16 protein-coding genes are annotated in these 22529 nt (G+C 37.7%); 7 read left to right on the forward strand and 9 right to left on the reverse strand.

The annotated features are described in order from the left end of the window. Nucleotides 1-297 precede the first annotated feature (297 nt). Complete coding sequence (locus WG904_RS10240) at nucleotides 298-1278, reverse strand: deoxyhypusine synthase family protein (RefSeq protein WP_339579213.1); 981 nt, start codon at nucleotides 1276-1278, stop codon at nucleotides 298-300. Between the two features lie 133 nt (nucleotides 1279-1411). Between WG904_RS10240 and WG904_RS10245 the strand changes: the two genes are divergently transcribed. Together WG904_RS10245 and WG904_RS10250 are read left to right on the forward strand one after the other, a co-directional pair. Beyond that, complete coding sequence (locus WG904_RS10245; RefSeq protein WP_339579214.1) at nucleotides 1412-2542, forward strand: BamA/TamA family outer membrane protein; 1131 nt, start codon at nucleotides 1412-1414, stop codon at nucleotides 2540-2542. Nucleotides 2543-2620: 78 nt separating this feature from the next. Continuing rightward, complete coding sequence (locus WG904_RS10250; protein ID WP_339579215.1) at nucleotides 2621-4795, forward strand: penicillin acylase family protein; 2175 nt, start codon at nucleotides 2621-2623, stop codon at nucleotides 4793-4795. Between the two features lies 1 nt (nucleotide 4796). On the opposite strand, the gene WG904_RS10255 is transcribed toward WG904_RS10250, so the two are convergent. From WG904_RS10255 to WG904_RS10270, 4 genes are all read right to left on the reverse strand, one after another. Continuing rightward, nucleotides 4797-4997 carry a hypothetical protein gene (locus tag WG904_RS10255; RefSeq protein ID WP_339579216.1) on the reverse strand — a complete coding sequence of 67 codons (201 nt, stop codon included), beginning with the start codon at nucleotides 4995-4997 and terminating at the stop codon, nucleotides 4797-4799. A 92-nt stretch (nucleotides 4998-5089) separates the two neighbouring features. Next, complete coding sequence (locus tag WG904_RS10260) at nucleotides 5090-6904, reverse strand: M56 family metallopeptidase (protein WP_339579217.1); 1815 nt, start codon at nucleotides 6902-6904, stop codon at nucleotides 5090-5092. 3 nt (nucleotides 6905-6907) lie between these two features. Then, entirely contained in the window at nucleotides 6908-7270 is a 363-nt protein-coding gene (locus tag WG904_RS10265) for a BlaI/MecI/CopY family transcriptional regulator (protein WP_339579218.1), read from the reverse strand. 119 nt (nucleotides 7271-7389) lie between these two features. Further along, the gene (locus tag WG904_RS10270) at nucleotides 7390-8172 is read right to left on the reverse strand and encodes an O-methyltransferase (protein WP_339579219.1); all 783 of its coding nucleotides are present in this window, start codon (nucleotides 8170-8172) and stop codon (nucleotides 7390-7392) included. 43 nt (nucleotides 8173-8215) lie between these two features. On the opposite strand from WG904_RS10270, the gene WG904_RS10275 reads away from it, so the two are divergent. The 3 genes from WG904_RS10275 to WG904_RS10285 are packed head-to-tail and all read left to right on the forward strand — an operon-like array spanning nucleotide 8216 to nucleotide 11157. After that, entirely contained in the window at nucleotides 8216-9070 is an 855-nt protein-coding gene (locus WG904_RS10275) for a transglutaminase-like domain-containing protein (RefSeq protein WP_339579220.1), read from the forward strand. 21 nt (nucleotides 9071-9091) lie between these two features. Further along, the gene (locus WG904_RS10280; RefSeq protein WP_339579221.1) at nucleotides 9092-9790 is read left to right on the forward strand and encodes a ComF family protein; all 699 of its coding nucleotides are present in this window, start codon (nucleotides 9092-9094) and stop codon (nucleotides 9788-9790) included. Then, nucleotides 9787-11157 carry a hypothetical protein gene (locus WG904_RS10285; protein WP_339579222.1) on the forward strand — a complete coding sequence of 457 codons (1371 nt, stop codon included), beginning with the start codon at nucleotides 9787-9789 and terminating at the stop codon, nucleotides 11155-11157. The genes WG904_RS10280 and WG904_RS10285 overlap by 4 nt, the downstream gene beginning before the upstream one ends. 295 nt (nucleotides 11158-11452) lie before the next feature. Here the strand turns inward: WG904_RS10285 and WG904_RS10290 are convergent, their stop codons facing one another. Both WG904_RS10290 and glyA read right to left on the reverse strand, forming a co-directional pair. Then, the gene (locus WG904_RS10290; protein WP_339579223.1) at nucleotides 11453-14224 is read right to left on the reverse strand and encodes a PAS domain S-box protein; all 2772 of its coding nucleotides are present in this window, start codon (nucleotides 14222-14224) and stop codon (nucleotides 11453-11455) included. A 16-nt stretch (nucleotides 14225-14240) separates the two neighbouring features. Beyond that, entirely contained in the window at nucleotides 14241-15512 is a 1272-nt protein-coding gene (gene glyA / locus WG904_RS10295) for a serine hydroxymethyltransferase (RefSeq protein ID WP_339579224.1), read from the reverse strand. Nucleotides 15513-15834: 322 nt separating this feature from the next. Between glyA and dxs the strand changes: the two genes are divergently transcribed. Next, nucleotides 15835-17763 (forward strand): 1-deoxy-D-xylulose-5-phosphate synthase, encoded by a 1929-nt coding sequence (gene dxs / locus WG904_RS10300; RefSeq protein WP_339579225.1) that lies wholly within the window; start codon nucleotides 15835-15837, stop codon nucleotides 17761-17763. Nucleotides 17764-17879: 116 nt separating this feature from the next. Further along, a complete protein-coding gene (gene fcl / locus WG904_RS10305) occupies nucleotides 17880-18818 on the forward strand; it encodes a GDP-L-fucose synthase (RefSeq protein WP_339579226.1) in 939 nt (312 codons plus the stop codon). A gap of 76 nt (nucleotides 18819-18894) precedes the next feature. Here the strand turns inward: fcl and WG904_RS10310 are convergent, their stop codons facing one another. Further along, nucleotides 18895-20490 carry a gliding motility protein RemB gene (locus WG904_RS10310; RefSeq protein WP_339579227.1) on the reverse strand — a complete coding sequence of 532 codons (1596 nt, stop codon included), beginning with the start codon at nucleotides 20488-20490 and terminating at the stop codon, nucleotides 18895-18897. After that, nucleotides 20490-22433: a polysaccharide biosynthesis protein gene (locus WG904_RS10315; RefSeq protein WP_339579228.1), complete on the reverse strand. Its 1944-nt coding sequence runs from the start codon at nucleotides 22431-22433 to the stop codon at nucleotides 20490-20492. The genes WG904_RS10310 and WG904_RS10315 overlap by 1 nt, the downstream gene beginning before the upstream one ends. Nucleotides 22434-22529: the final 96 nt, after the last annotated feature.

The raw sequence follows: 22529 nt of genomic DNA on the forward strand, positions 1-22529 counted from the left end.
AAATATAATTTAAACCTAACTAAACCCTCGGTTCACACCGCTCAGAAAGATTTGAACAAAAGTAAAATTTATTAAGATACCAATGACATATAAATGACAGAGAAATACAATTTATAATCATTCTAAATTATTGAATTTTCTTGCTTTCTGCTTGTAAAATCGGCAATTTTTACCCTATGGTACTTCATTTAAGCGGATGCTTTCGAAAAAAAATTTGGAAATTAATTTTCATTAGATTTTCGTCACCCGATGAGTATTAGCATCATGCTTATTCTTATCAGACGACGAAATCCTTGATTACTGTTTCAAAATCCATGCAAAAATAAGTGGCGCCACAATCGTTGCATCCGACTCTACAATAAATTTCGGGGTATGAATATCTAATTTTCCCCAAGTAATCTTTTCGTTGGGTACCGCACCCGAATAGGATCCATATGAAGTAGTTGAATCAGAAATCTGACAGAAATAACTCCAAAAAGGAATATTCTCCATTTCCATATCTTGGTAAAGCATAGGCACCACACAGATCGGAAAATCGCCCGCTATACCCCCACCAATCTGGAAGAAACCAATTCCCTTACCTGCAGAATTTGCAATGTACCAATCGGCCAACCAACCCATATATTCTATACCACTTTTCATGGTTGTCGCTTTTAATTCCTTCTTCATTACATACGAAGCAAAAATATTTCCCATTGTAGAGTCTTCCCATCCAGGAACTACAATCGGTAAATTCTTTTCGGCCGCCGCTAGCATCCAAGAATTTTTTGGATCGATTTCGTAATATTGCTCTAAATCGCCACTTAACAACATTTTATACATAAACTCATGTGGAAAATAACGTTCTCCTGCGTTGTCTGCATCCTTCCAAATCTTATGAATATGCTTTTGCAAACGACGAAAAGCTTCTTCTTCAGGAATACATGTATCGGTTACCCGGTTATAGTGGTTTTCCAATAAATCCCATTCGTCTTGTGGACTAAGATCGCGGTAATTAGGAACACGCTTATAGTGCGAATGCGCAACCAAGTTCATAATATCCTCTTCCAAATTGGCACCTGTACACGAAATAATAGCCACTTTATCTTGTCTAATCATTTCGGCCAAAGAAATCCCTAACTCCGCAGTACTCATCGCACCAGCAAGAGTAATCATCATTTTTCCACCCTCATCTAAATGGGTTTCATAGCCTTTAGCTGCATCCATCATTGCCGCAGCATTAAAATGAAGATAGTTAGTCTCCATAAATTTCGATATCGGTCCTCTATTCGTGCTCATCATTATATTTTTTTGTTCGATTGCAAAAGTAAGGGTTTGCTACCACTTTGACAATCTTTAAAGATTGTCAAAGTGATAGGACATTGTCGTATTCGAGACTACGTTTGAATTAATTTCATTAGCTTCGCGTTAAATGAGAAAACTATCCTTCTTAACTCTTCTTATTCTTTTTAGCGCATCTGTATCCGCACAAAAAAAACTAATCGAAAAACTGCTTTCCAACGAAAAAGATACTACACGAAGTGCTAGCTTTATACCTCTACCTGTTTTTGGCTATTCTCAAGAAATAGGCTTCGATTTTGGGTTAGGCGCACTTTATTCATTCTATTTAGACCGAAAAGACACCCTAAACCGTAGTTCCAATTTTTCGGGTACAGTGTCTTATTCTACCAAAAAGACCTATAATTTTTCACTAAAAGGCGATGCATGGACAAAAGGCAATCTCTATCACGTTATTGGCGATGTTAGGTTGAAAAAAATACCTTTCAATTTTTATGGCGTGGGGAATAACACCCGCCAAAAGGATGAAGACCGTTTAGTGCAACAGCAAATTAAATTCGCATTTGATATTGAAAAAACTTTTCTCAAATCGGCCTACACAGGCCTATCGCTAGGTTTCGAAAACTATCAGTTCAGCGATAAAATTAGTGGTGGCATTTATAGTACTTCGTCTTTTTTATATAAAAAAGAAGGCGGAAATGCAGTTTTCTTGGGCATTTCACAAAGTTACGACACTCGAAACTCCAATAATTACCCTACAAAAGGTATGTTTGTAAGAGCAACCTATCAGTACGTCCCTAACATTTTTAGCGGAACTAATTTTACCGGCAGCATAATCAAACTAAACTTAAGGAATTTTTGGCCAATTGCACCAAAATTAGTCTTTGGTGTACAGGCCTTATATAATACCATTCAAGGTTCAAAAATTCCATTTTATCTCTTGCATCAACTTGGAAACGATGGAACGATGCGTGGATATTACTCCGGTCGCTATCGCGATGAAAACCTTTTGGTTTCGCAAGGCGAATTACGCTACCGTTTTACAAATCGCTTTGGCGTAGTAGCTTTTGCTGGTGCTGGAAAAGTTTTTTCGAATGGCCATTTCTCTTTAAATGAACTAAAACCTAATTATGGCCTTGGCGGGAGATACTTCTTCGACACTGCTAAAGGCTTAAGCATACGCTTAGATTATGGTGTTGGAGAGAAGAAAACAAATGAAGATCGACAAAGTGGGTTTTATATTAGTTTAGCAGAAGCTTTTTAAAGGCGTATAGTGATAAAATTTTCTTTCCTCTTTTTTCTACCATTATTTTTACCAATTTTGGTAAATAAGCCCATGTGTATGAAATCATTACTCCTACTATTTTTATTCCCGCTTTCTGTATTTGCTCAAGGTTTTACTGCTGCTGAAATTGCTGCATACCAAGCCCAAGCCAAACGCGTAACCATTATCCGCGATAATTGGGGTATTGCGCACGTGTATGGAAAGTCGGATGCTGATGCTGTATTTGGTTTATTATATGCACAATGTGAAGACGACTTTAAAAGAGTAGAATTAAATTACATTGAAAAATTGGGCAGATTGGCAGAAGTAAATGGAGAACGTTCAATTTTTAATGATCTTCAAATTCGTTTATTAATTGATACTGCCGAAGCTATGGCCGATTATCGGAAGGCACAACCTTGGCTTAAAAAATTATTGGATGCACATGCAGCAGCCATTAATTACTACCTCTTTAAAAACCCAAAAGTAAAACCAGCGTTATTAACGAAATTTAAGCCTTGGTATTCTTTATTGTGGACCGACGGAAGTATCGGCGCCATTAATACCGCAGATTTAACGCTAGCTGAACTTAAAAAGTTCTATTCTGGAGATTATTCGAAAACCGTATACCAACCCATTATTAAAGATCAACATAGCGGATCAAATGGTTTTGCCTTTGCCCCTTCACTAACCGAATCGGGGAATGCTATACTTTACATCAATCCGCATACTACTTTTTATTTCAGACCAGAAATACAAATGCAGAGCGAAGAGGGCCTAAACGCTTACGGTGCAGTAACTTGGGGACAATTTTTCATTTACCAAGGGTTTAATGAATTTTGCGGATGGATGCATACCTCGAATAACATTGATATCGCCGATATGTATGCCGAAAAGATTACAAAAACCAATAAAGGCCTCTTCTATGAGTACGATAAAAAACTTTTACCTGTTGTGTTAAAGAAGATAAACATCAAGTACTTCGATGGGAAAACACTTAAAACAAAAACATTTACTACCTATTTTACAAATAATGGGCCAGTAATGGCCATTCGCGATGGAAAATGGATTAGCTTAAAATCTAAAAACAGAAATACGACAAGCTTGGTGCAAAGTTGGGTGCGTACTAAATCAAAAAGCTTTGAAGATTATCAAAAAGCGATGGATTTAAAGGCAAATGCATCAAATAATACAGTTTATGCCGACGCAAAAGGAAATATCGCCTATTGGCATGGAAATTTCATCCCTATTAGGGACACAAAATACAATTGGGCCGAAGTAGTAGATGGCAGCATCTCGGCTACGGCATGGAAAGGTTTACATCCTGTTAAAGAGACTGTACATGTTTATAACCCGGTAAACGGATGGCTTCAAAATTGTAATTCTACTCCCTTTAGTGCGGCGGGAAAAAACAGTCCGATAAAAGCGAATTACCCTAGTTATATGGCTCCAGACGGCGAAAATTTTAGAGGAGTGGCGGCCGTTAAACTTTTAAGTCGCCCTATGAAATATACTTTAGATAAGGTTATTGCAACTGGATACGACAGTTTTATGCCAGGTTTTGAAGTGCTTGTTACCGCAGCGTTAAAGGCCTACGCCCAATTGCCACAAAGCGACCCGATGATTGAAGAATTAAAAGAACCCATAGCCATTTTAAAGGAATGGGACTTTAGGTCGGGAGAAGCATCGATCGCAACTACGTTAGCGATGGAATGGGCACCCCGGTTAAACAGTGCGATCAGACGAGTATATATTAACTCAGGAGAAAAAGATCAGGTTCAGGGCACTACTGAATTTGCAGCTAGCGCAAGGCCTAATGAACTTCTTGAACCTTTAAAAGCAACTCTAGCCGATTTGAAAAAGCGTTTTGGGAATTGGAAAATTGCTTGGGGGGAGGTAAATCGTTACCAACGCTTAACAGGAGCAATTAAAGAGAAATACGATGACAATGCGCCAAGTATACCTGTAGGCTTTGGTTCTGCGATGTGGGGCCAACTGGGATCATTTATTAGCACTCCTTTTTCAACCAATAAGCGTTATGGCTATAGTGGGAACAGCTTTGTCTGTGCCGTAGAATTTGGCAGCCGGATAAAAGCAAAATCCATTTTAGCAGGAGGCAATAGCGGAGACCCTGCTTCGAAGCATTTTAACGATCAAGCATTAATGTATACTAAAGGGCAATTTAAGGATGTCTTGTTTTATAAGGAAGATGTAGTTAAACATGCCGAAAGGACGTATCAGCCCGGGATGTAGGTTATGGTTTACTGTTAATATTGCCGCTTTTACTTTTCTGAACATATAAAAGATCTTTTGTAATGACATCTAATTCGATACGCTGCGCATTTATAATTTCTTGATCTCCCCCTTTAAGTGAAGCAAAATGAGCAGTAATGACATTTGAATCTTTATTTGCACTTATTTTCTTAGCGTTTATTAAATAATTATCAATTTTCATCTTCACATTTCCTGTTAAGACGACACCATAATCCATAATTCTAGAGACCTTAATCGAATCTGATTTTAGAAAATTTAGATTAGAAAGCCTGCTTATTGTTTTAACTTACTTACATCAATCGCCCTAGCCATTTTAGTTTTTAGGTTATAATGTATTTCATCTGCAAGGATCTCAGTTTGGTTATGTTTTAAACTGGCTTTTCCATATAAATGCACCATTTGATTTACTTTATCAACAACTGTCGAATCTTGCGCTGTATACTCAACCTTATTATTCCCTAAAGTTTCCAAAGCTATTGTTCTAACTTTGGTGGAAGCAATTTTTGGCCACCTATCAAATAAAACTTTATCACCTTTCATTAATTTAAAACTAGTTAGTACTGGATATGTCCCTTTCCAATAAGAAGCATTATAAATTTTAATCGTAACCTGCTCTCCTTTTGAAATCATTGCATTTGCTTGTTTAACAAATTTGGCTTCCACAAATGCTTTCAAGAATACGCCATCATCCGTTTTCAAGATAAAACCATCCATTAGTTTGCCAGATGGCGAGTAACTATATTTTACAACTGTTCCACTAACCGTTGTACCGTTATATTTTTCATAAACTGATTTATTTTTTGCAGCAATCTCAGATAGTTTGGGTTCCTTGCCAATCCAAACCACAAGTCCCATATTACCTGACTTTTTCTTTTCAATACCTAGAATATCATAATTAGAAGCAAAAGCTAAGCCCTTATTTGTCGATAAACCTTTCACAAATGCAGCATCAAATTTTTGAGCTTCTGCTTCAGTATACAACTTACCATTAATAAAAAACCATAAAGTTTGAGTAAACAATTTTTCTTGACTTCGAAAGCCAGTGCTAACAGACAGTGGTTTCCCTGGTGAGTTAATAGTGATTTTTTCATTCAAATATCCTTTATTATCCTTCTCTTTAACGTGTTCTACAAAAGGCTTATCTTGAACAAATTCTTCAACCTTAGTTGAACGTTTAACACTTGCGTATACCACTTCGGTAGCAAGCAACCAAACTAATCCTAATGCCATAGGAATAGCCATAAAATAAGCCAATTTTTTCATATTCTTTGATTTTGAGTTAAATAACATTTTAATTCTTTGTTTAATGGGGCTTTTAACAAAATTGTGAAGTAGAGGATTTGAGCTTCTACTTACTGCTAGCTTTAGCAATAGGTTTGCATAGGGTGCAGTACCCACATGTTGCGAGGTAGCTTCATCTGCTTCGTATTCGTGCACCTGTTCTAACGCTTTATCGTATAAATAAACAATCGGGTTAAACCACAGCACGGCCTTTGCAATCATCATTAACACTTTATCAATAGAATGAAATTGTTTTGCGTGAACTGCTTCGTGCGCAAGTAGCACCGCAAGTTCTGATTCGGTTAAACTATTTTCGTCTATAAACACATAGTTAAAAAATGAGCAATTGGTAAATCCTATTTCCTTTACGAACAATTTTAGTCCGTTAATTTCTTTAACTGGTGCTTTAGTATGTTTAATCAGCTGGTATAATCGCCATATAGCCAAAAGTATAAGGCAGCCCACTATGCAACCATATGTATAAGGCAACATAGCATACCAACCTATATGTTTTTCTAATTCTGGTTCGGCATTAAGTAGTATTGGAGTATGATAATTAGCACCCTCTATACCTACACTTTTCAATGCAAGAGGTTCAGCAACCGAAGCGATAATAGGAATTGGAGCTGCTACTATTCGCTCTATCGAAAATTGCATCGCCGGAATAATAAAACTAATCAGCAAACTAGCCAATAAATAAAATCGATTAATTTTAAAGAAAGTAAGCTTGCTTAAAACGAGCAAATAAAACGCAAAGAATAAGGCCGAGCAAGCACTTACTTTTAAGAGGTAGCTGAATAGTTCCATGAGTTAAGATTTTTTATTGATGATAGCTTTCAATTCTTCAATATCTGCTTTGCTCAGTTTCTCTTCGTTGACCATAAAAGAAAGTAAGCTACTTGGCGAATTATCGAAATAGCCAGAAAATAATTTAGAGAACGTGGTTTTGGTATAATTTTCTTTGCTAATGGCTGGAAAATACTCATAGGTTTTACCATAGGCCTTGTACGAAACGTAGCCCTTCTTTTCAAGCAACCTTACTATTGATGAGATGGTATTATAAGGTGGTTTTGGTTCCTCTTGTAGCTCATCGATGATATCTTTCACAAATGCTTTTTGCAGTTTCCATAAAACTTGCATGATGCGCTCTTCAGCTTTAGTTAATTCTTCCATAAAATAAATCTATAACTTAATTTTCAGTTATACAACTATAAAATCAGTTATAAAATTTAAGTGCCTGAATTATAAGGAGATAATTTTATCTAGCTCCTGCGCTACACGCTAGATAATCATTAGAACTTAATCTTAAAGTGCTCTTTAACCTGGTCTTTTTTAAAATATACTAAACCTATAGCGAATAAATCTATAGTAACCGTTACCTGAGGATGGGCTTTAATCGTTTCCCATGCGTCTTTCATGCCTTTGCCCCAATAGATGTCGTTAAAAATCAAAAGCGTGCCCTCATGTATGTTTGGCAAACAGGTATTAAAATAATTAAGTGTTGCTTCTTTGGTACGATTTCCATTGATGTAAACTAAATCCAATTTAGCGGTGTTTTCCACTTCCTTTGGAAAAAGATCATTAAAATTTCCAACTTGGAGTTCAACATTAGTTAACCCGAGCGAAACAAAATTTTGATAAGCAACATTTGCCGTATCTGGGCAACCTTCCATAGTAACCACTGTAGCTGTTGGATTAGCTTTGGCCAAATATACAGTTGTAATCCCTAAGCAGGTTCCAAGTTCAATTATATTTTGTAAAGGATGATGATGCGCCAAACGATAAACCAATTGTGTTAAACGTGGATTTTTTAATGCATTCTTGGCTACTTCACTTACCTTTTTTTCTCTGCGCCTATTTAGATGAGAACCAGCCTCTAAATTGCTAATGGTAAGTATGGTATCGTCATTTAAAAGTTTTTTTCGCTGCTTTTCAATCTCCTCATATACTTTTTTTGCAGAAAAATCGTAAATTACCTCATCTACCAGCTTGTAAACAAATGGAGAATGTGTTCCATGCCTACTTTTCGAAGTTAGGCGATGTTTGACATAATCGGCGAAAAATTGAATTAACATGCCTATAAAAATAGGTAAATAGAATATTCCAATTTGCATTTTAATGGAAAATCTTGCAGAAATTGATGCATTAGTAAAATTGTTAGACGATCCTGATGAGGAAGTGTACCACCATGTACAAGAACGCTTGTTAACGTATGGGATCGAAGTGGTTTCTTATCTCGAAAATGCCTGGGAACAATCGTTAAACACCGTTTTGCAAGAAAGGATTGAAAACTTAGTACACACCATTCAGTTTACCACAGTTAAAGAAGATCTAAATTTATGGTATCAAAGTGGTGCATTCGATCTTTTACAAGGCGCACTCATTCTTAATCGTTACCAATATCCGGATTTAGACGAGCAGCACATCATCAATCAAATCGAAGAAATTAAACGCGAGATCTGGGTGGGCTTGCAATACGAAATGAGCTCTATCGAGAAAATAAAGCTTATTAATCATGTATTTTATAACCAATATGGCTTTAGCGGCAATACCAAAAATCACCACGACCCCCAAAACTCCTATTTAAATCAAGTATTAGAAAGCAAAAAGGGCAATCAGATTTCGCTTGCTATTTTATATGCTACATTAGCGCAAAAACTTGATATTCCAGTTTATGGGGTTAATTTACCACAGCATTTTATCCTCGGCTATATTGACGATAGTAATGACGAAAAAGAATATGGTGTACTTTTTTATATTAATGCTTTTAACAAAGGGGCCATATTTGGTAAGCACGATGTAGACCAGTTCTTACGACAGCTTAATCTAGAGCCGCAACCAGGCTTTTATTCGCCCTGTAGCAATACAGAAATTATTAGGCGTATTATCAGAAATTTAATTTCTGCTTACGAAAACCTAGGCACTAACGAAAAGGTTGAAGAGCTAAAACAGTTGCAAGAAATTTTGATATAAGTTTTTTTAGTAACTTGTTACATGCAACACCTTCAACGTTTAGCTTACGATGTAATTGGCCTACTCTTCCCAAACCTTTGTAGTGGATGTGGAAATAGCCTCCATACTAGTGAAAAAGCCATTTGTACACATTGTTTGTACGATTTACCCTATACCGATTTTCACCTCAATAAAAGTAATCGAGTAGCTAAACAGCTTTGGTCTCGATTGCCTTTTGAAGCCGCAATGGCCATGTTATATTTTAAAAAAGGAACCAAAATTCAAAATTTAATCCACAATTTGAAATACAATGGAAAAACCGAAGTGGGCCATACACTAGGGAATTTATTAGGGCAACGCTTACTCCTTAGCGAACAATATAAAGCAATAGATTACATCGTACCTGTACCTTTACATCCAAAAAAAGAAAGAACAAGAGGATACAACCAAAGCGTTTGCATTGCAGAGGGAATTTCAGAAGTGTTTGGCGTGCCCATTCATAAAACTTTATTAATTCGTAAAAAAATAACTGAAACGCAAACAAGAAAGTCGAGATTTATTCGTTACGAGAATATGCTTTCCGTATTTGAAGTGTTAGCGGCCGAACAATTGCAACGTAAACATGTTTTGTTAGTGGATGATGTAATTACAACAGGTGCCACGCTCGAGGCCTGTGGCAATGTCTTGATTTCAGGTGGGGTTGATAAATTAAGTATAGCTTGTATAGCATTTACGCAATGAAAATAAAATTGCTTCTTCTGATATGTTTTTCCCTGCTTTTCGCATCATGCGAGAAAGACGAAGATATTACAAGTGAAGTATATGCCAAACTTTCATTTTCTATTGATAGCGTTTTATTTGATACCGTATTTACATCCATCGGCTCTACAAGTAGGCGATTAAAAATATATAATCCTAACGAAAAGGCAATTCTAATTGGTCTAATTAAATTAAAAGGAGGAAATTCTTCTGCTTATAGCTTAAATATTAATGGTTTAGCCGCAACAGAAACCAAGTTGGTAAAACTAAATGGTAAGGATTCAATGAATGTCTTTATCAAAGTAAATATTAATCCTACAGAACAAAAGCTTCCATTTATAGTTAAAGATTCTATCGAATTTCTGTATAACGGCACCAAAAAAAATATCCCTTTAGTTGCCTATGGACAAAATGCGAACTTCATTACCAATGGGTCTATAAGGAGCAACACAATTTGGGATAACAAACTTCCTTACCTGGTTTATAAATCATTAACTGTTGAAGAAGGTGCAACACTTAGTATAGCTGCTGGTAGTAAAATCCTATTCCATAGCAATGCCACCATGAGCATTAAAGGAACGCTAAATGTATCAGGCACTAAAGCAGATAGCGTGCTATTTGCGAGCGACCGTTTAGAAGATATCTATTCAGAAGAACCCGGGCAATGGAATGGATTACATTTTTATCCCCAAAGTAAAAACTCACAAATTAATTATGCGATCATAAAGAATGCTGTAGCAGGGATCACCTCCGACTCCCTTTCGGTTAACTCGCAACCGAAATTACTCTTAACCAATACGATAATTAAAAACATGGAAGTAGTTGGCTTTTTAGGCTATCAAACTACTTTAACAGGTTTCAATAACCTATTTTATAACTGTGGGCAGTACTTAGTGTACGGCGTTGGCGGGGGGAAGTACAACCTTAAGCAAAATACGTTCGTTGGCTATAATCCGCAATATGCTCGAAAAACCGCAGCCGTTTATTTTTCTGATTTCATTAGCAGTACGCAAGCCGATCACCTTACCGTTGATGTGCAAAATAATATTATTTGGGGCAACTTAGCTAATGAGTTTGTAATCGATAAGAAATCTTCGTTTACATCTGTTATTGCCATCGTTAAAAACAATTTATTAAAAACCAACGAAAACAGCTATGCAACTAATGGTAACCTCCTAAATGTAGACCCTGCATTTATTGGCAATTTTAGCTTAAGCAAAAACAGCCCAGCTTTAAATAAAGGCTTCGATTTAAGCACTGACACTTATTTTAACCTTTTTCTGGAAAAAGATCTTCGAAATAATACCAGAATATTTCCCTCAGAATTAGGTTGTTACGAGAATAATTAAAAATTTTTAATTATTTTAAAACTTTTTGATAATTATAAGCGTTTAGTATTCGAGAGCGTTAATTTAGATGGTAAGGGTCGGTAAATCTTCGGAATTATCGGCCCTTCACTTTTTAAGATTTTAAGAGGCTTGGAAGTAATTAACTCTAATAGACCTCTCCTAGCGTCGAGGTGACGGTTAACAACAACGCGTCTTAGCGAGCGAGCGTAGCGACGAGATAGCTGTAAGAATTATTGACAGACCTCTTCTGGCGTCGAGGTGACGACTCACTTACCGAGGTAACAGTTATTTAGGATTAAGTATTCAAATAAAGGTTTAGCACTTCTTTAATCTCATTCGGGTTAAATGGCTTTAATACGTGACCATCCATTCCCGACTCTTTAAACTTCTTATGTTCATTGTGCAATGTAGATGCTGTTAAGGCAATTATCGGAAGCTTTTTATAATACTCTTCTGGCAGCTCACGAATAATCCTTGTGGTGTCAAAACCATCAATACCTGGCATTCTAATATCCATAAAAACCAAGTCGTAGCTATTATTTACTATCTTATTGATCGCTTCTTCACCATTCGATGCAAAATCTATGGTTAAACCCCACTTGCTTAAAAAACGTTTTGCGATTAAAATATTTACCTCATTGTCATCAACTACCAATACACGTTTATCGGTAAATAAGCTTGGCAAATTAACTGGAGCATAGTGCCTATCGCCTTCTTGTACAGCAGCAAAGTTAATGGTAAATGAAAAGACCGTTCCTTTTCCCTCTGTACTTTGAACCTTAATATCAGAATGATAAAGCTTCAGTAATTTTTTAGTAATCGCAAGCCCTAAACCCGTACCTCCATATTTTCGGGCTATATCTGTTTTAGCCTGGGTAAACGTTTCGAAAATGTACGATTGTTTATCTTTCGGGATGCCTATTCCTGTATCTTTTACTTCGAAGTAAATTAAAGCCCCCGCAGAGTCGTTCGATTTTAACTTCACACAAAGTTGGATTTTACCATAATCTGTAAATTTAATTGCATTGCCCAGCAAATTAACAAGCACTTGATAAAGTCGTGTTTTGTCGCCCAGCATCACAGCTGGGATACGATCGTCGTATTCTAAAAGCAGCTGATTACCTTTTTTAGCCGCATTTACTTGAAGTGAATTTATAATATCAACGCTTAAGGTATGAAGGTCGAACGGGATCGATTCTAGATGAAGATTCCCCGTTTCAATTTTTGTAAAATCGAGAATATCGTTAATAATGTTTAGCAAATTTTCGCTCGAAAACTTTAAGATATTCAAATCGTCGATTTGTGATTTTTTTGGGTCGTTATCGATTAACAAATGAGTCATCCCAATCACCGCATTCAAAGGTGTTCTAATTTCATGGCTCATTACCGACAGGAACATTTCTTTGGCTTCGCTTAATTGCAAGGCTTGCTCACGCGACTCGACCATTTCTCTTTCTACCTGTTTTCGCTGCGTGATGTCGTTTATGAGCTCTACTTGTCGCTCTACCAAACCTTTATCATTTAAAATAGGGGTATTAGATACCGAAAGCCAAATTTCTTCTCCATTTTTTTTATGTGCCAAAACCTCTATGCTATAGGGTAGTTTTTGCATGGCTTTCTTTCTCGATTCTGCAATCAACTCTTTATCGGTTGCTGGACCAGATAAAATATCGCCCAACATTTTGCCCGAAAGTTCATTTAGCTTATAACCAATCAACTTTTCTAGGGCTGCATTTACCCAAGTAATCTCTCCATTTTCATTTGCAATGGTTACGCCGGTATTGGTATTACTGGCTACTAAAGAGAGGATCTGTAATTCCTCCTCTACTTTTTTCTTAGCGGTAATATCGATGATAATTTCTACCTCACTTTCTATCTTTCCCTCCTCATCAACTACCACTGTATTATAAACCGATAACCATATTGGTGTTTTATCTTTCCTGTAGGCAAGCATATCAACCGTAAACGATTTCCCTTGCTCAGTCATTTCCCTCGCTCTTTCAATAATAGACCAATCGGTCTCTGGTCCACTAATTAAATCGCCCAGCCGTTTACCCTTTAAATCGGCTAAGCTAAAGCCTGTTATTTTTTCGAAAGCAGAGTTAATCCACGTTACTTTGTTTTTAGAATCATTAATTACCACGCCGTTATCAATTTTACTTGCAACAAACGACAGTTTTGTTAATTCCCCTTCAACGCGTTTACGTTCGGTAATGTCTCTCCCATAGCAATACCAGCGTTCGCCTTTGGCAACCATTCCCCAACCTATCCATTTTACCTGTTTAGTTTTACTGATTAACCTAAAATCGATGGTAAATTGTTTCTGCTTATTTTTTAATCCTGATTCAACAGCAGCGACTGTTCTGTTAATATCGTCGTGATAACAATAAGACCACATGCTATTTCCTATAGTTTCTTCAACACTATAGCCAAGCATATTCGTTACCGCATCGTTAATAAATAAAATATCGCCTTTACGATCTAAAATGCAATGAATTTCTGGAGAAACCGTAAAAATATCTACAAATTCATCAAAGCGTTTAGTTTGTGCTTTAAGCTGTGTATTCTTTCGCTTTAATGCAAGTTGAGCTATAACTTGAACGGCCAAGGTATCTAATGCTTCTAACTGATGTTCATCGAGTGCTCGAGGTACTAAATCTAACAGCACTAAGCATCCCAACGCAAAGCCCTCAGCATCTTTTAGTGGAGCGCTTGCGTAAAAACGGATCGAGTTCGTTAAAGACAGCATTGGATTATTTGCCAAATCCTCGTTCAACTGCACATCTGGAACCACAAAAATGCTATCCTCCATCATGGTGTACTGGCAAATCGTTGCGTTTCGGGGCAGCTTTCTATATTCACTGCCTATGCCTACTGCCGACTTTAAAATTACATGTTCGGCATCCACAAAAGAAACGTAGGCCATGGGTACTTTTGCAATCTGCGCAGCCAACTTCACCAAATTATCTAACTCGTGTTCTAAACCCTCACCCAAAATGTCATAAGAATACAATGCGGCAAGCCGCTGCTCCTCATCTTTTGGAGAATGGATTGGGTTTTTGAACATACTTTAGTGATAATTTCTATTTGTAAAGAGGGAAATTACGAACTAAAGCTTGAACTTTCGCTTTTATTTGATTTAAATTGTTTTCGTCTTCTGGATTCGTTAACACCTCGTCTATCAACTCAACAATTTGCACCATTTCAGATTCCTTAAAGCCTCTACTGGTAATTGCTGCTGTTCCCACACGCATTCCTGAAGTTACAAAGGGCGATTTATCATCGAATGGAACCATATTCTTGTTTACAGTGATGTCTGCTTTTTCTAATGCATTTTCGGCAAGCTTACCTGTAATGTTCTTATTGCGCAAATCGATTAACATCAAATGGTTATCAGTTCCTCCAGAGATAATACCATAGCCTTTAGCAACAAAAGCTTTCGCCATTGCTTGTGCATTTGCGGCAACTTGTTTAATATATGTTAAATAATCGTCTGTTAAGGCTTCCCCAAATGCAATTGCTTTCGCAGCGATGATGTGCTCTAATGGTCCGCCTTGTGTGCCCGGAAAAACAGCCATATCTAGCAGGCTCGACATCATTCTTGGTTCCCCTTTTGGCGTTTTTAATCCCCATGGATTTTCGAAATCCTTACCCATCATAATCATCCCACCACGTGGACCGCGTAAGGTTTTATGAGTGGTGGTGGTTACAATGTGACAATGAGGAAGTGGATTCGCTAAAAGACCCTTTGCTATAAATCCTGCTGGATGCGAAATATCGGCCAATACCAATGCGCCGATTTGATCAGCCACCTTGCGGATAAATGCATAATCCCATTCTCTAGAATAGGCAGAGGCTCCACAAATGATTAACTTAGGTTTTTCGGTTAAGGCGACTTCTTCCAATTTGGCATAATCGATTAAGCCATCTTCCTTTTTTACCCCATAAAAGTGAGGTTGGTATAATTTCCCCGAAAAATTAACTGGAGAACCGTGTGTTAAATGTCCGCCATGCGATAAATCGAAGCCTAAAATTTTATCTCCAGGCTGAATAACCGCTAACATTACCGCTGCATTGGCCTGTGCACCCGAGTGTGGCTGCACATTTACCCATTCGGCACCAAATAATTTCTTTGCTCTTTCAATTGCAATATTCTCAATCTCATCTACTACCTGACAACCCCCATAATAGCGTTTTCCAGGCAATCCTTCTGCATATTTATTGGTTAAAACAGACCCGGCTGCTTCCATTACTTGTTTGCTTACAAAGTTTTCTGACGCAATAAGTTCAAGGCCGTTCTCTTGTCTATCTAGTTCTTTATCGATTAAGTCAAAAATTAAGGTGTCTTTTTTCATTATATATGAGGGTTTTCTAGGGAATTTTTGGTAAAAATAATAATTTTTTGGCTCATTTTACCCTAAATGTAAAGTGTAATGTACAGCCCTACCTTGTCCTGCTTGTAAAGCAATGCCCAAAGCCATTTTCCTGTATATGACTATTTTTATGAATTCCTAGATCGTTTTAATAGACAACATTACAAATTAGGCCAGTCCTTATTTTGACAATTATACTTATGAGCCGATTAACATCATTTATTGGCTCAAAATTTGGAACGATTCTTCGTAAAAGTGTTAAACAAAATACCGTACTTTGTATTTCCTTATTTTTTAACGTTGCATGGAAGTTAAGACTGGTCCATTATTAGCTACTATAAATTACCCTGCTGATTTAAAGCAGTATAGCGAACACGATTTAGAACAAATCTGTCAAGAGTTACGTCAGTATATTATCGATGTGGTAAGTGTTAATGGCGGGCATTTTGGTGCAAGCTTAGGTGTGGTAGAATTAACCGTAGCCTTACATTATGCGTTAAACACTCCATACGATAAATTAGTTTGGGATGTTGGGCATCAAGCCTATGGGCACAAAATATTAACGGGACGTAGAGGTCAGTTTCATACCAACCGTATCATTAATGGCATAAGCGGTTTTCCAAAAATAAGCGAAAGCGAATACGATACCTTTGGTGTAGGGCACTCATCAACCTCAATTTCGGCTGCCTTGGGCATGGCTGTTGCTTCACACTACAAAGGTGAAAAAGACCGCCAGCATGTTGCGGTTATTGGCGATGGAGCCATGACAGCAGGTTTGGCATTCGAAGGCTTAAACCATGCCGGCATTGAGCATTCTAACCTTCTTGTGATATTGAATGATAATTGCATGTCTATCGACCCAAATGTTGGTGCTTTAAAAGAATATTTAACCAGTATTACCATTTCTAAATCTTATAACCGTTTTCGGGATGATGTATCGCATGTTTTAACCAAACTTTCTGAGCTGGGTCCGAACGCGCATAAATACGTTAAGAAAATAGAAAAAAGCATAAAGGGTACGTTACTTAAACAAAGTAATTTATTTGAGGCTTTAAATTTCAGGTACTTTGGTCCGGTTGATGGGCACGATGTAAAGCGTCTTGCCGCTACCATTAAAGACTTATCGGCCATTCCTGGCCCTAAGCTTTTGCATTGCGTTACCGTAAAAGGAAAAGGATTTGCCCTGGCAGAAAAAGATCAAACCAAATGGCATGCACCTGGCTTATTCGATAAAATTACGGGCGAGATTAAGAAAGCTGTAAATGATAAACCACAGGCACCTAAATATCAGGATGTATTTGGGCATACTTTAGTAGAATTAGCCGAAACGAACGAAAAAATTGTAGGCATTACACCCGCAATGCCATCAGGTTCGTCGTTAAATATTATGATGAAAGCGATGCCAAATCGTGCGTTTGATGTGGGTATTGCCGAACAGCATGCCGTTACTTTTTCGGCTGGTTTGGCTACACAAGGTTTGGTGCCGTTTTGCAATATTTATTCGAGCTTTATGCAGCGTGCCTATGATCAGGTTATCCACGATGTAGCGATACAAAACTTAAACGTAGTTTTTTGTTTAGATCGGGCCGGCCTAGCTGGGGCCGATGGCGCAACACATCATGGTGCATACGATTTGGCCTATATGCGTTGCATTCCTAACATGGTGGTGGCCTCGCCGATGAACGAGGAAGAATTACGAAATTTAATGTTTACGGCGCAACAAGAAAACATCGGCCCTTTCACCATTCGCTATCCAAGGGGAAGTGGGGTAATGCCCGATTGGAAAAGACAGTTTAAGGCATTGGAAATTGGCAAAGGCCGAAAAATATGTGATGGAGAAGATGTGGCTATACTCTCTATCGGTCATGTTGGTAATTTTGCTGTCGAAGCCTGTAAAGAATTAAACAGTGAAGGCATCCATCCTGCACATTATGATCTGCGCTTTGTAAAACCCTTAGACGCAGGCTTGCTCCATGAGGTGGCCAAGCGTTATAAACACATTATTACTATTGAAGATGGATGTTTGCCAGGGGGAATGGGCAGTGCTATCGTAGAATTCATGGCTGATAATGGATATCAGCTCAATGTAATTCGACTAGGCATCCCTGATGAGGTGATTGAACATGGCGAACAGCCAGAATTATGGGCGCTATGTGGCTATGATGCAAATGCGATAATTGCCGCAGTAAAGAAGGTTGGGGTGAGTAGAACAACGAAGGTGTTGGCATCTTAAGTTCGGGCGACCGCTGAAGGGCTCTTATTAGCTTCTCTCTTCCTTAAGATTCGAGGCCGAGCAGCAGGGTATATATCCCTCATAGTTTGTTAGCATAAAATTATAAAAATTATAAATTGGAAAAAAATTCAAAAATATACGTTGCGGGCCATAGAGGTATGGTGGGTTCGGCCATTCTTCGAAAACTAGAGAAAGAAGGCTATACGAATATCATCACACGTACTTCAGATCAACTCGATTTACGAAACCAGCAGGCTGTTGCCGATTTTTTCTCGCTCGAGCAGCCTCAATTTGTGTTTTTAGCAGCAGCAAAAGTTGGGGGTATTGTGGCAAATAATACCTACCGCGCCGATTTCTTGTACGAGAATTTAGCCATTCAAAATAATGTTATCCATCAATCGTACCTTAATAAGGTAGAAAAATTGATGTTTTTAGGTTCGAGCTGTATTTATCCTAAAATGGCTCCACAACCCTTAAAAGAAGAGTATCTACTTACAGGGTTATTAGAAGAAACGAACGAGCCCTATGCCATCGCAAAAATTGCAGGCATTAAAATGTGCGATGCCTATCGCGATCAATACGGATGTAATTTTATATCGGTTATGCCTACTAATTTATATGGCTATAACGATAATTATCATCCACAAAACTCTCACGTTTTACCAGCTTTGATTCGCAAATTTGATGAAGCGAAGCGAAATGATGATTCAAGTGTACTTATATGGGGTTCGGGAACACCTAAGCGCGAATTCTTATTTGCTGACGATCTCGCTGAGGCTTGTTATTTTTTAATGCAAACCTATAACGATTCGCACTTAATAAATGTTGGCACAGGAACTGATATAAGCATTAAAGATTTAGCATTGTTGATTAAAGATGTAGTAGGGTTTAAAGGAGATTTAGTATTTGATACTACGAAACCTGATGGCACCCCTCGCAAACTCATGGATGTTTCGAAGTTGCACGCACAGGGTTGGAAACATAAAATCGAATTGAGAGAAGGGCTGGAATTGACTTACAAGGATTATCTTCATTCCAATCGTCGTCTCGAGTGAGTGAAACGACGAGAGAACTAATGAACAAAGATATCTCCTCGCTAGCGCTATGTCGATATGACGATAAATCCCTAATCTAAAAATCCTGATAGATATTTCTAAAGGTACTTCTTAAGCCGAAGGTGATTTGCTTGGTGCGGTCGCTACCTAGCGCATTCTTTTCTGTTCTAGAAATACCGCCCAATTCTAACCTCAAATTGTATTTAGGGTTAATTAAATAAGAAATTCTAACATCAGCATAGGTTAAGCTAGTGGTTAAGCCATTAGTGGTATAATACCCATCCTCTCTTAGGCGATCTCCGTATGGGCGATTAATGTCTTTCCCATAGGTTTCGCCATTCAGGTCTAAACCATAGCGTGCATAAGTTCCTTGGGCATAAACGCTAAAGCGCTTAAACTCATATTCCCAAATGCTCAAAAACTCTCTAAAATTGGCTCCTAACGGGTGTGCCAGTGCCTCTACATAATGGCCATAATTTAATAACGAAGTCCGTTGACTATAGGTAAATGGTCTAGCCGTGTTAAATTCGGCCAAATAGGTTAAGTTTTTAACCTTAAATGCATCAAAGCCTTTAAAGCCCAATTGGTAAGCAAACTTATTTACCCAATCGCCTTTTCCCCTAAGCACTTTACTTAAGGTAAACTCATCTAGTACTAACTGGCCATAAACCGTCATGTTTTTTAGCAATTTGTATTTGCCAGTTAATCCCAATAATGCATTATCGGGCGAGTGATTCATGCTTTCAATAGTTCTTAAAAATACAATCGGATTTAAGTAAGACACATCAAACCCACGGGTACCTACCGAATCGGCTTCTTGCCAAATCACAGAATCAAAAAACCCTAATGATAAGCGGTTGTTTACATTCCAATCTAAATAATGAAACACACCCCATTTTTTTCGAAAACCACTATCATAACTAAACTGGGGCGATAAAGGGTCTTGAAACTGTGCCCACATGGCCAAGTATTTTACATTGCCAAGAGTAGTCGCAATTTTAAAAGATGGATAGGCCGAAGCCACATCACTCAACACCATCGATCGGTAACCATCGCCGATAAAGTTTTTATCGTGCGCAAGGGTAAACGAAAAATATTTATTCGGGGTATAATTAAGAATGGCAGTAGAGTAGGTCCACTCCTTAACGTTGGCAGGCCCCAACTCTGCATCCCTACCCCTATCGTTCATCATCCCGGGAATGACGCCCTTATCATAAATATATTGAGTTAAATAATTATTAAAGCGGGCTTGGTTTTCGAAGCCGCTGGCATAAAACGATAGTTGTTTTCCTATTTTGCCACCCAGTTGATATCCTCTTGTATTTGTCCAGGTTTTAATATCATGATCTATGTCTTTCCCTATTAACAAGTCGGGCAAATAGTCGAGGTAAAAGTTAAAGTCTTTTTTATTCACTTCTACCAGGTGCTCGCTAAACAGCTTCCTTTCTATCCAGGTGGTATAGGTTCTTGGCGCATTCAAAAGCGAATCGAGCTGGTGGGTAATTAAGCTATCGTGGTTAAGCACGGGTTTTAGCGAAGTATGAAAGCGCGTATTTTGGTTATACAAAGATTTATTCAGTTTTTGGTACTGCCTAAAGCTGTAGGGTAGTATATCTTGTGCGGTGGCAGAGAATGAAAGGACAGAAAGGAGTAGGACTAAGATTTTCTTCATTATGCTTCCTCAGCTTGGTCCAGTTCTTCGAACACTGAGTTTTTGCTTTTAAATTCGGCAACCAAATTCTTCATGGCAATTACCACATTGCGGTCGGCATTTACCTTAGCATGATTAATCAAGTTATAAATCTTCTCCTCGATTTCATTGAAAATATATTCGCGCACCTTACCAATCATAATTTTTTCGTGATGGGTAGGCATGGTATTTTCATTATCATTTAGCAGTTCCTCAAACAACTTCTCTCCAGGTCGCAAGCCAGTATACGATATTTTAATATCTTCATTAGGCACCAATCCCGCAAGGCGGATCATTTTTTTGGCCAGTTCTACAATCTTAACCGATTTACCCATGTCGAATATAAAGATCTCACCCCCTTGGCCCATGCATCCAGCCTCAAGCACTAAGCGGCACGCTTCGGGAATGGTCATAAAGTAGCGGGTAATTTCTGGGTGCGTTACGGTAACCGGGCCACCTTTTTCTATTTGTTGTTTAAAACGGGGAATTACCGATCCGTTAGACCCCAATACATTTCCAAAACGGGTGGTAATAAATTTGGTAATGGGTTTTACCTTTAATTCGTTTATGTAGCTTAGGCCATTGCTAAAAATAAAGTCGCGCGTGGTTAACGAATTGTTTAACGACTGTACATAAATCTCGGCTATTCGCTTACTGGCTCCCATAATATTGGTTGGGTTTACCGCCTTATCCGTACTTATCATTACAAATTTTTGCACGCCATGTTTTACAGATAAGTCGGCAATGGTTTTGGTACCCAGTACATTCGTTTTTATCGCTTCAGACGGATTATCTTCCATTAACGGCACATGTTTGTAAGCGGCTGCATGATATACATAGTGAGGCTTATAGGTATCAAAAAGATACTCCATTCTTTTTTCATCTTTTACATCACCAACAAATGCATGGAAATTGGTATTGCTGTATGTTTCTGAGAGTTCTAAATAAATATGATGTAAAGCCGTTTCCGACTGGTCGCAGAGCACAATTAACCCCGTATCGAAATTAATTAACTGTCGTACCACTTCACTCCCAATTGAGCCTGCAGCACCGGTTATTAAAATACGTTTACCTTTTAGTTGGCTTTGTATCGATTCAGTATCTATTTCAATAGGCTTTCTATTCAACAAATCTTCGATATTAATATGTTGAATTTGTTTTGTATGGAGTGTACCCCCTGTCCATAAATCGGCTGGGGGAATATTTAATACCACCACATCATTTTCCAAACAAATATCTACAATAGAGTTTTTGCGTTCGTTAGGAATGGTGTAAGAAGCAAAAATAATTTCATCTACTTCATGTTCTACAATAAGTGATTCTAACTTTTTTGCATTTAATATCTTTACTCCATCAATCGTTTTGCCTACTTTACGATCATCATCGTCAACAAAGGCGATAATGGTTTTATTCACTTTAGCATCGTGATCAAATGTACGCTTGGTGGCTAAACCTGCTTCTCCAGCTCCATAAATAATTACTTTCCGCTTAGATAGGGTTAAGTTTTTAATGTACATAAAAAAGTACTTGATCAGCACCCTATAGGTAATCAGCAATAAAAAGCTTAACAATCCATTTACAAACAACGTTTTTACCGAAACCATAGATTGGTTTCCAAGTGTCATGTATATCAAATTCAAAAACACAAAGGTAACGTTACTTACAAATACGGCAAATAACACCCTAAACGTATCTTGAGCGCTAGTATACCGAATAATACCTGCGTAAGTTTTTACGTTATAAAATACAATAAGGTTAATGCTGGTTAAAATAAGAATACCACGACTAATTCTAATCGGGTCCATACTTCCTATGTCGAAGTTATGCTTTAATAAATAGGCTATGCATAAAGAAATAATACAAATTATAGTGTCGAGCAGTAGGATTACCCAACGCGGAACGATGTTTATCTTCCCTAACTTCATGTTTTAGTATAGTTTATTCAAAAATACGAATAATTATTTAATCTCAAGCAAGCTATCAATTTTCAAGCCAGTAATGAAGATAATACTTACGGAAAG

Origin of the sequence: Pedobacter anseongensis (assembly GCF_037482965.1) — a bacterium.
Classification (GTDB): domain Bacteria; phylum Bacteroidota; class Bacteroidia; order Sphingobacteriales; family Sphingobacteriaceae; genus Pedobacter; species Pedobacter anseongensis.

Coding starts and splice junctions, on each gene's coding strand:
- WG904_RS10265 (WP_339579218.1), bottom strand. CDS start 7,270: ATGGAAGAATTAACTAAAGCTGAAGAGCGCATCATGCAAGTTTTATGG.
- WG904_RS10240 (WP_339579213.1), bottom strand. CDS start 1,278: ATGAGCACGAATAGAGGACCGATATCGAAATTTATGGAGACTAACTAT.
- glyA (WP_339579224.1), bottom strand. CDS start 15,512: ATGAAAAAAGACACCTTAATTTTTGACTTAATCGATAAAGAACTAGAT.
- WG904_RS10245 (WP_339579214.1), top strand. CDS start 1,412: ATGAGAAAACTATCCTTCTTAACTCTTCTTATTCTTTTTAGCGCATCT.
- WG904_RS10255 (WP_339579216.1), bottom strand. CDS start 4,997: ATGAAAATTGATAATTATTTAATAAACGCTAAGAAAATAAGTGCAAAT.
- WG904_RS10250 (WP_339579215.1), top strand. CDS start 2,621: ATGAAATCATTACTCCTACTATTTTTATTCCCGCTTTCTGTATTTGCT.
- WG904_RS10280 (WP_339579221.1), top strand. CDS start 9,092: ATGCAACACCTTCAACGTTTAGCTTACGATGTAATTGGCCTACTCTTC.
- dxs (WP_339579225.1), top strand. CDS start 15,835: ATGGAAGTTAAGACTGGTCCATTATTAGCTACTATAAATTACCCTGCT.
- WG904_RS10260 (WP_339579217.1), bottom strand. CDS start 6,904: ATGGAACTATTCAGCTACCTCTTAAAAGTAAGTGCTTGCTCGGCCTTA.
- WG904_RS10275 (WP_339579220.1), top strand. CDS start 8,216: ATGGAAAATCTTGCAGAAATTGATGCATTAGTAAAATTGTTAGACGAT.
- WG904_RS10290 (WP_339579223.1), bottom strand. CDS start 14,224: ATGTTCAAAAACCCAATCCATTCTCCAAAAGATGAGGAGCAGCGGCTT.
- WG904_RS10285 (WP_339579222.1), top strand. CDS start 9,787: ATGAAAATAAAATTGCTTCTTCTGATATGTTTTTCCCTGCTTTTCGCA.
- WG904_RS10310 (WP_339579227.1), bottom strand. CDS start 20,490: ATGAAGAAAATCTTAGTCCTACTCCTTTCTGTCCTTTCATTCTCTGCC.
- WG904_RS10315 (WP_339579228.1), bottom strand. CDS start 22,433: ATGAAGTTAGGGAAGATAAACATCGTTCCGCGTTGGGTAATCCTACTG.
- WG904_RS10270 (WP_339579219.1), bottom strand. CDS start 8,172: ATGTTAATTCAATTTTTCGCCGATTATGTCAAACATCGCCTAACTTCG.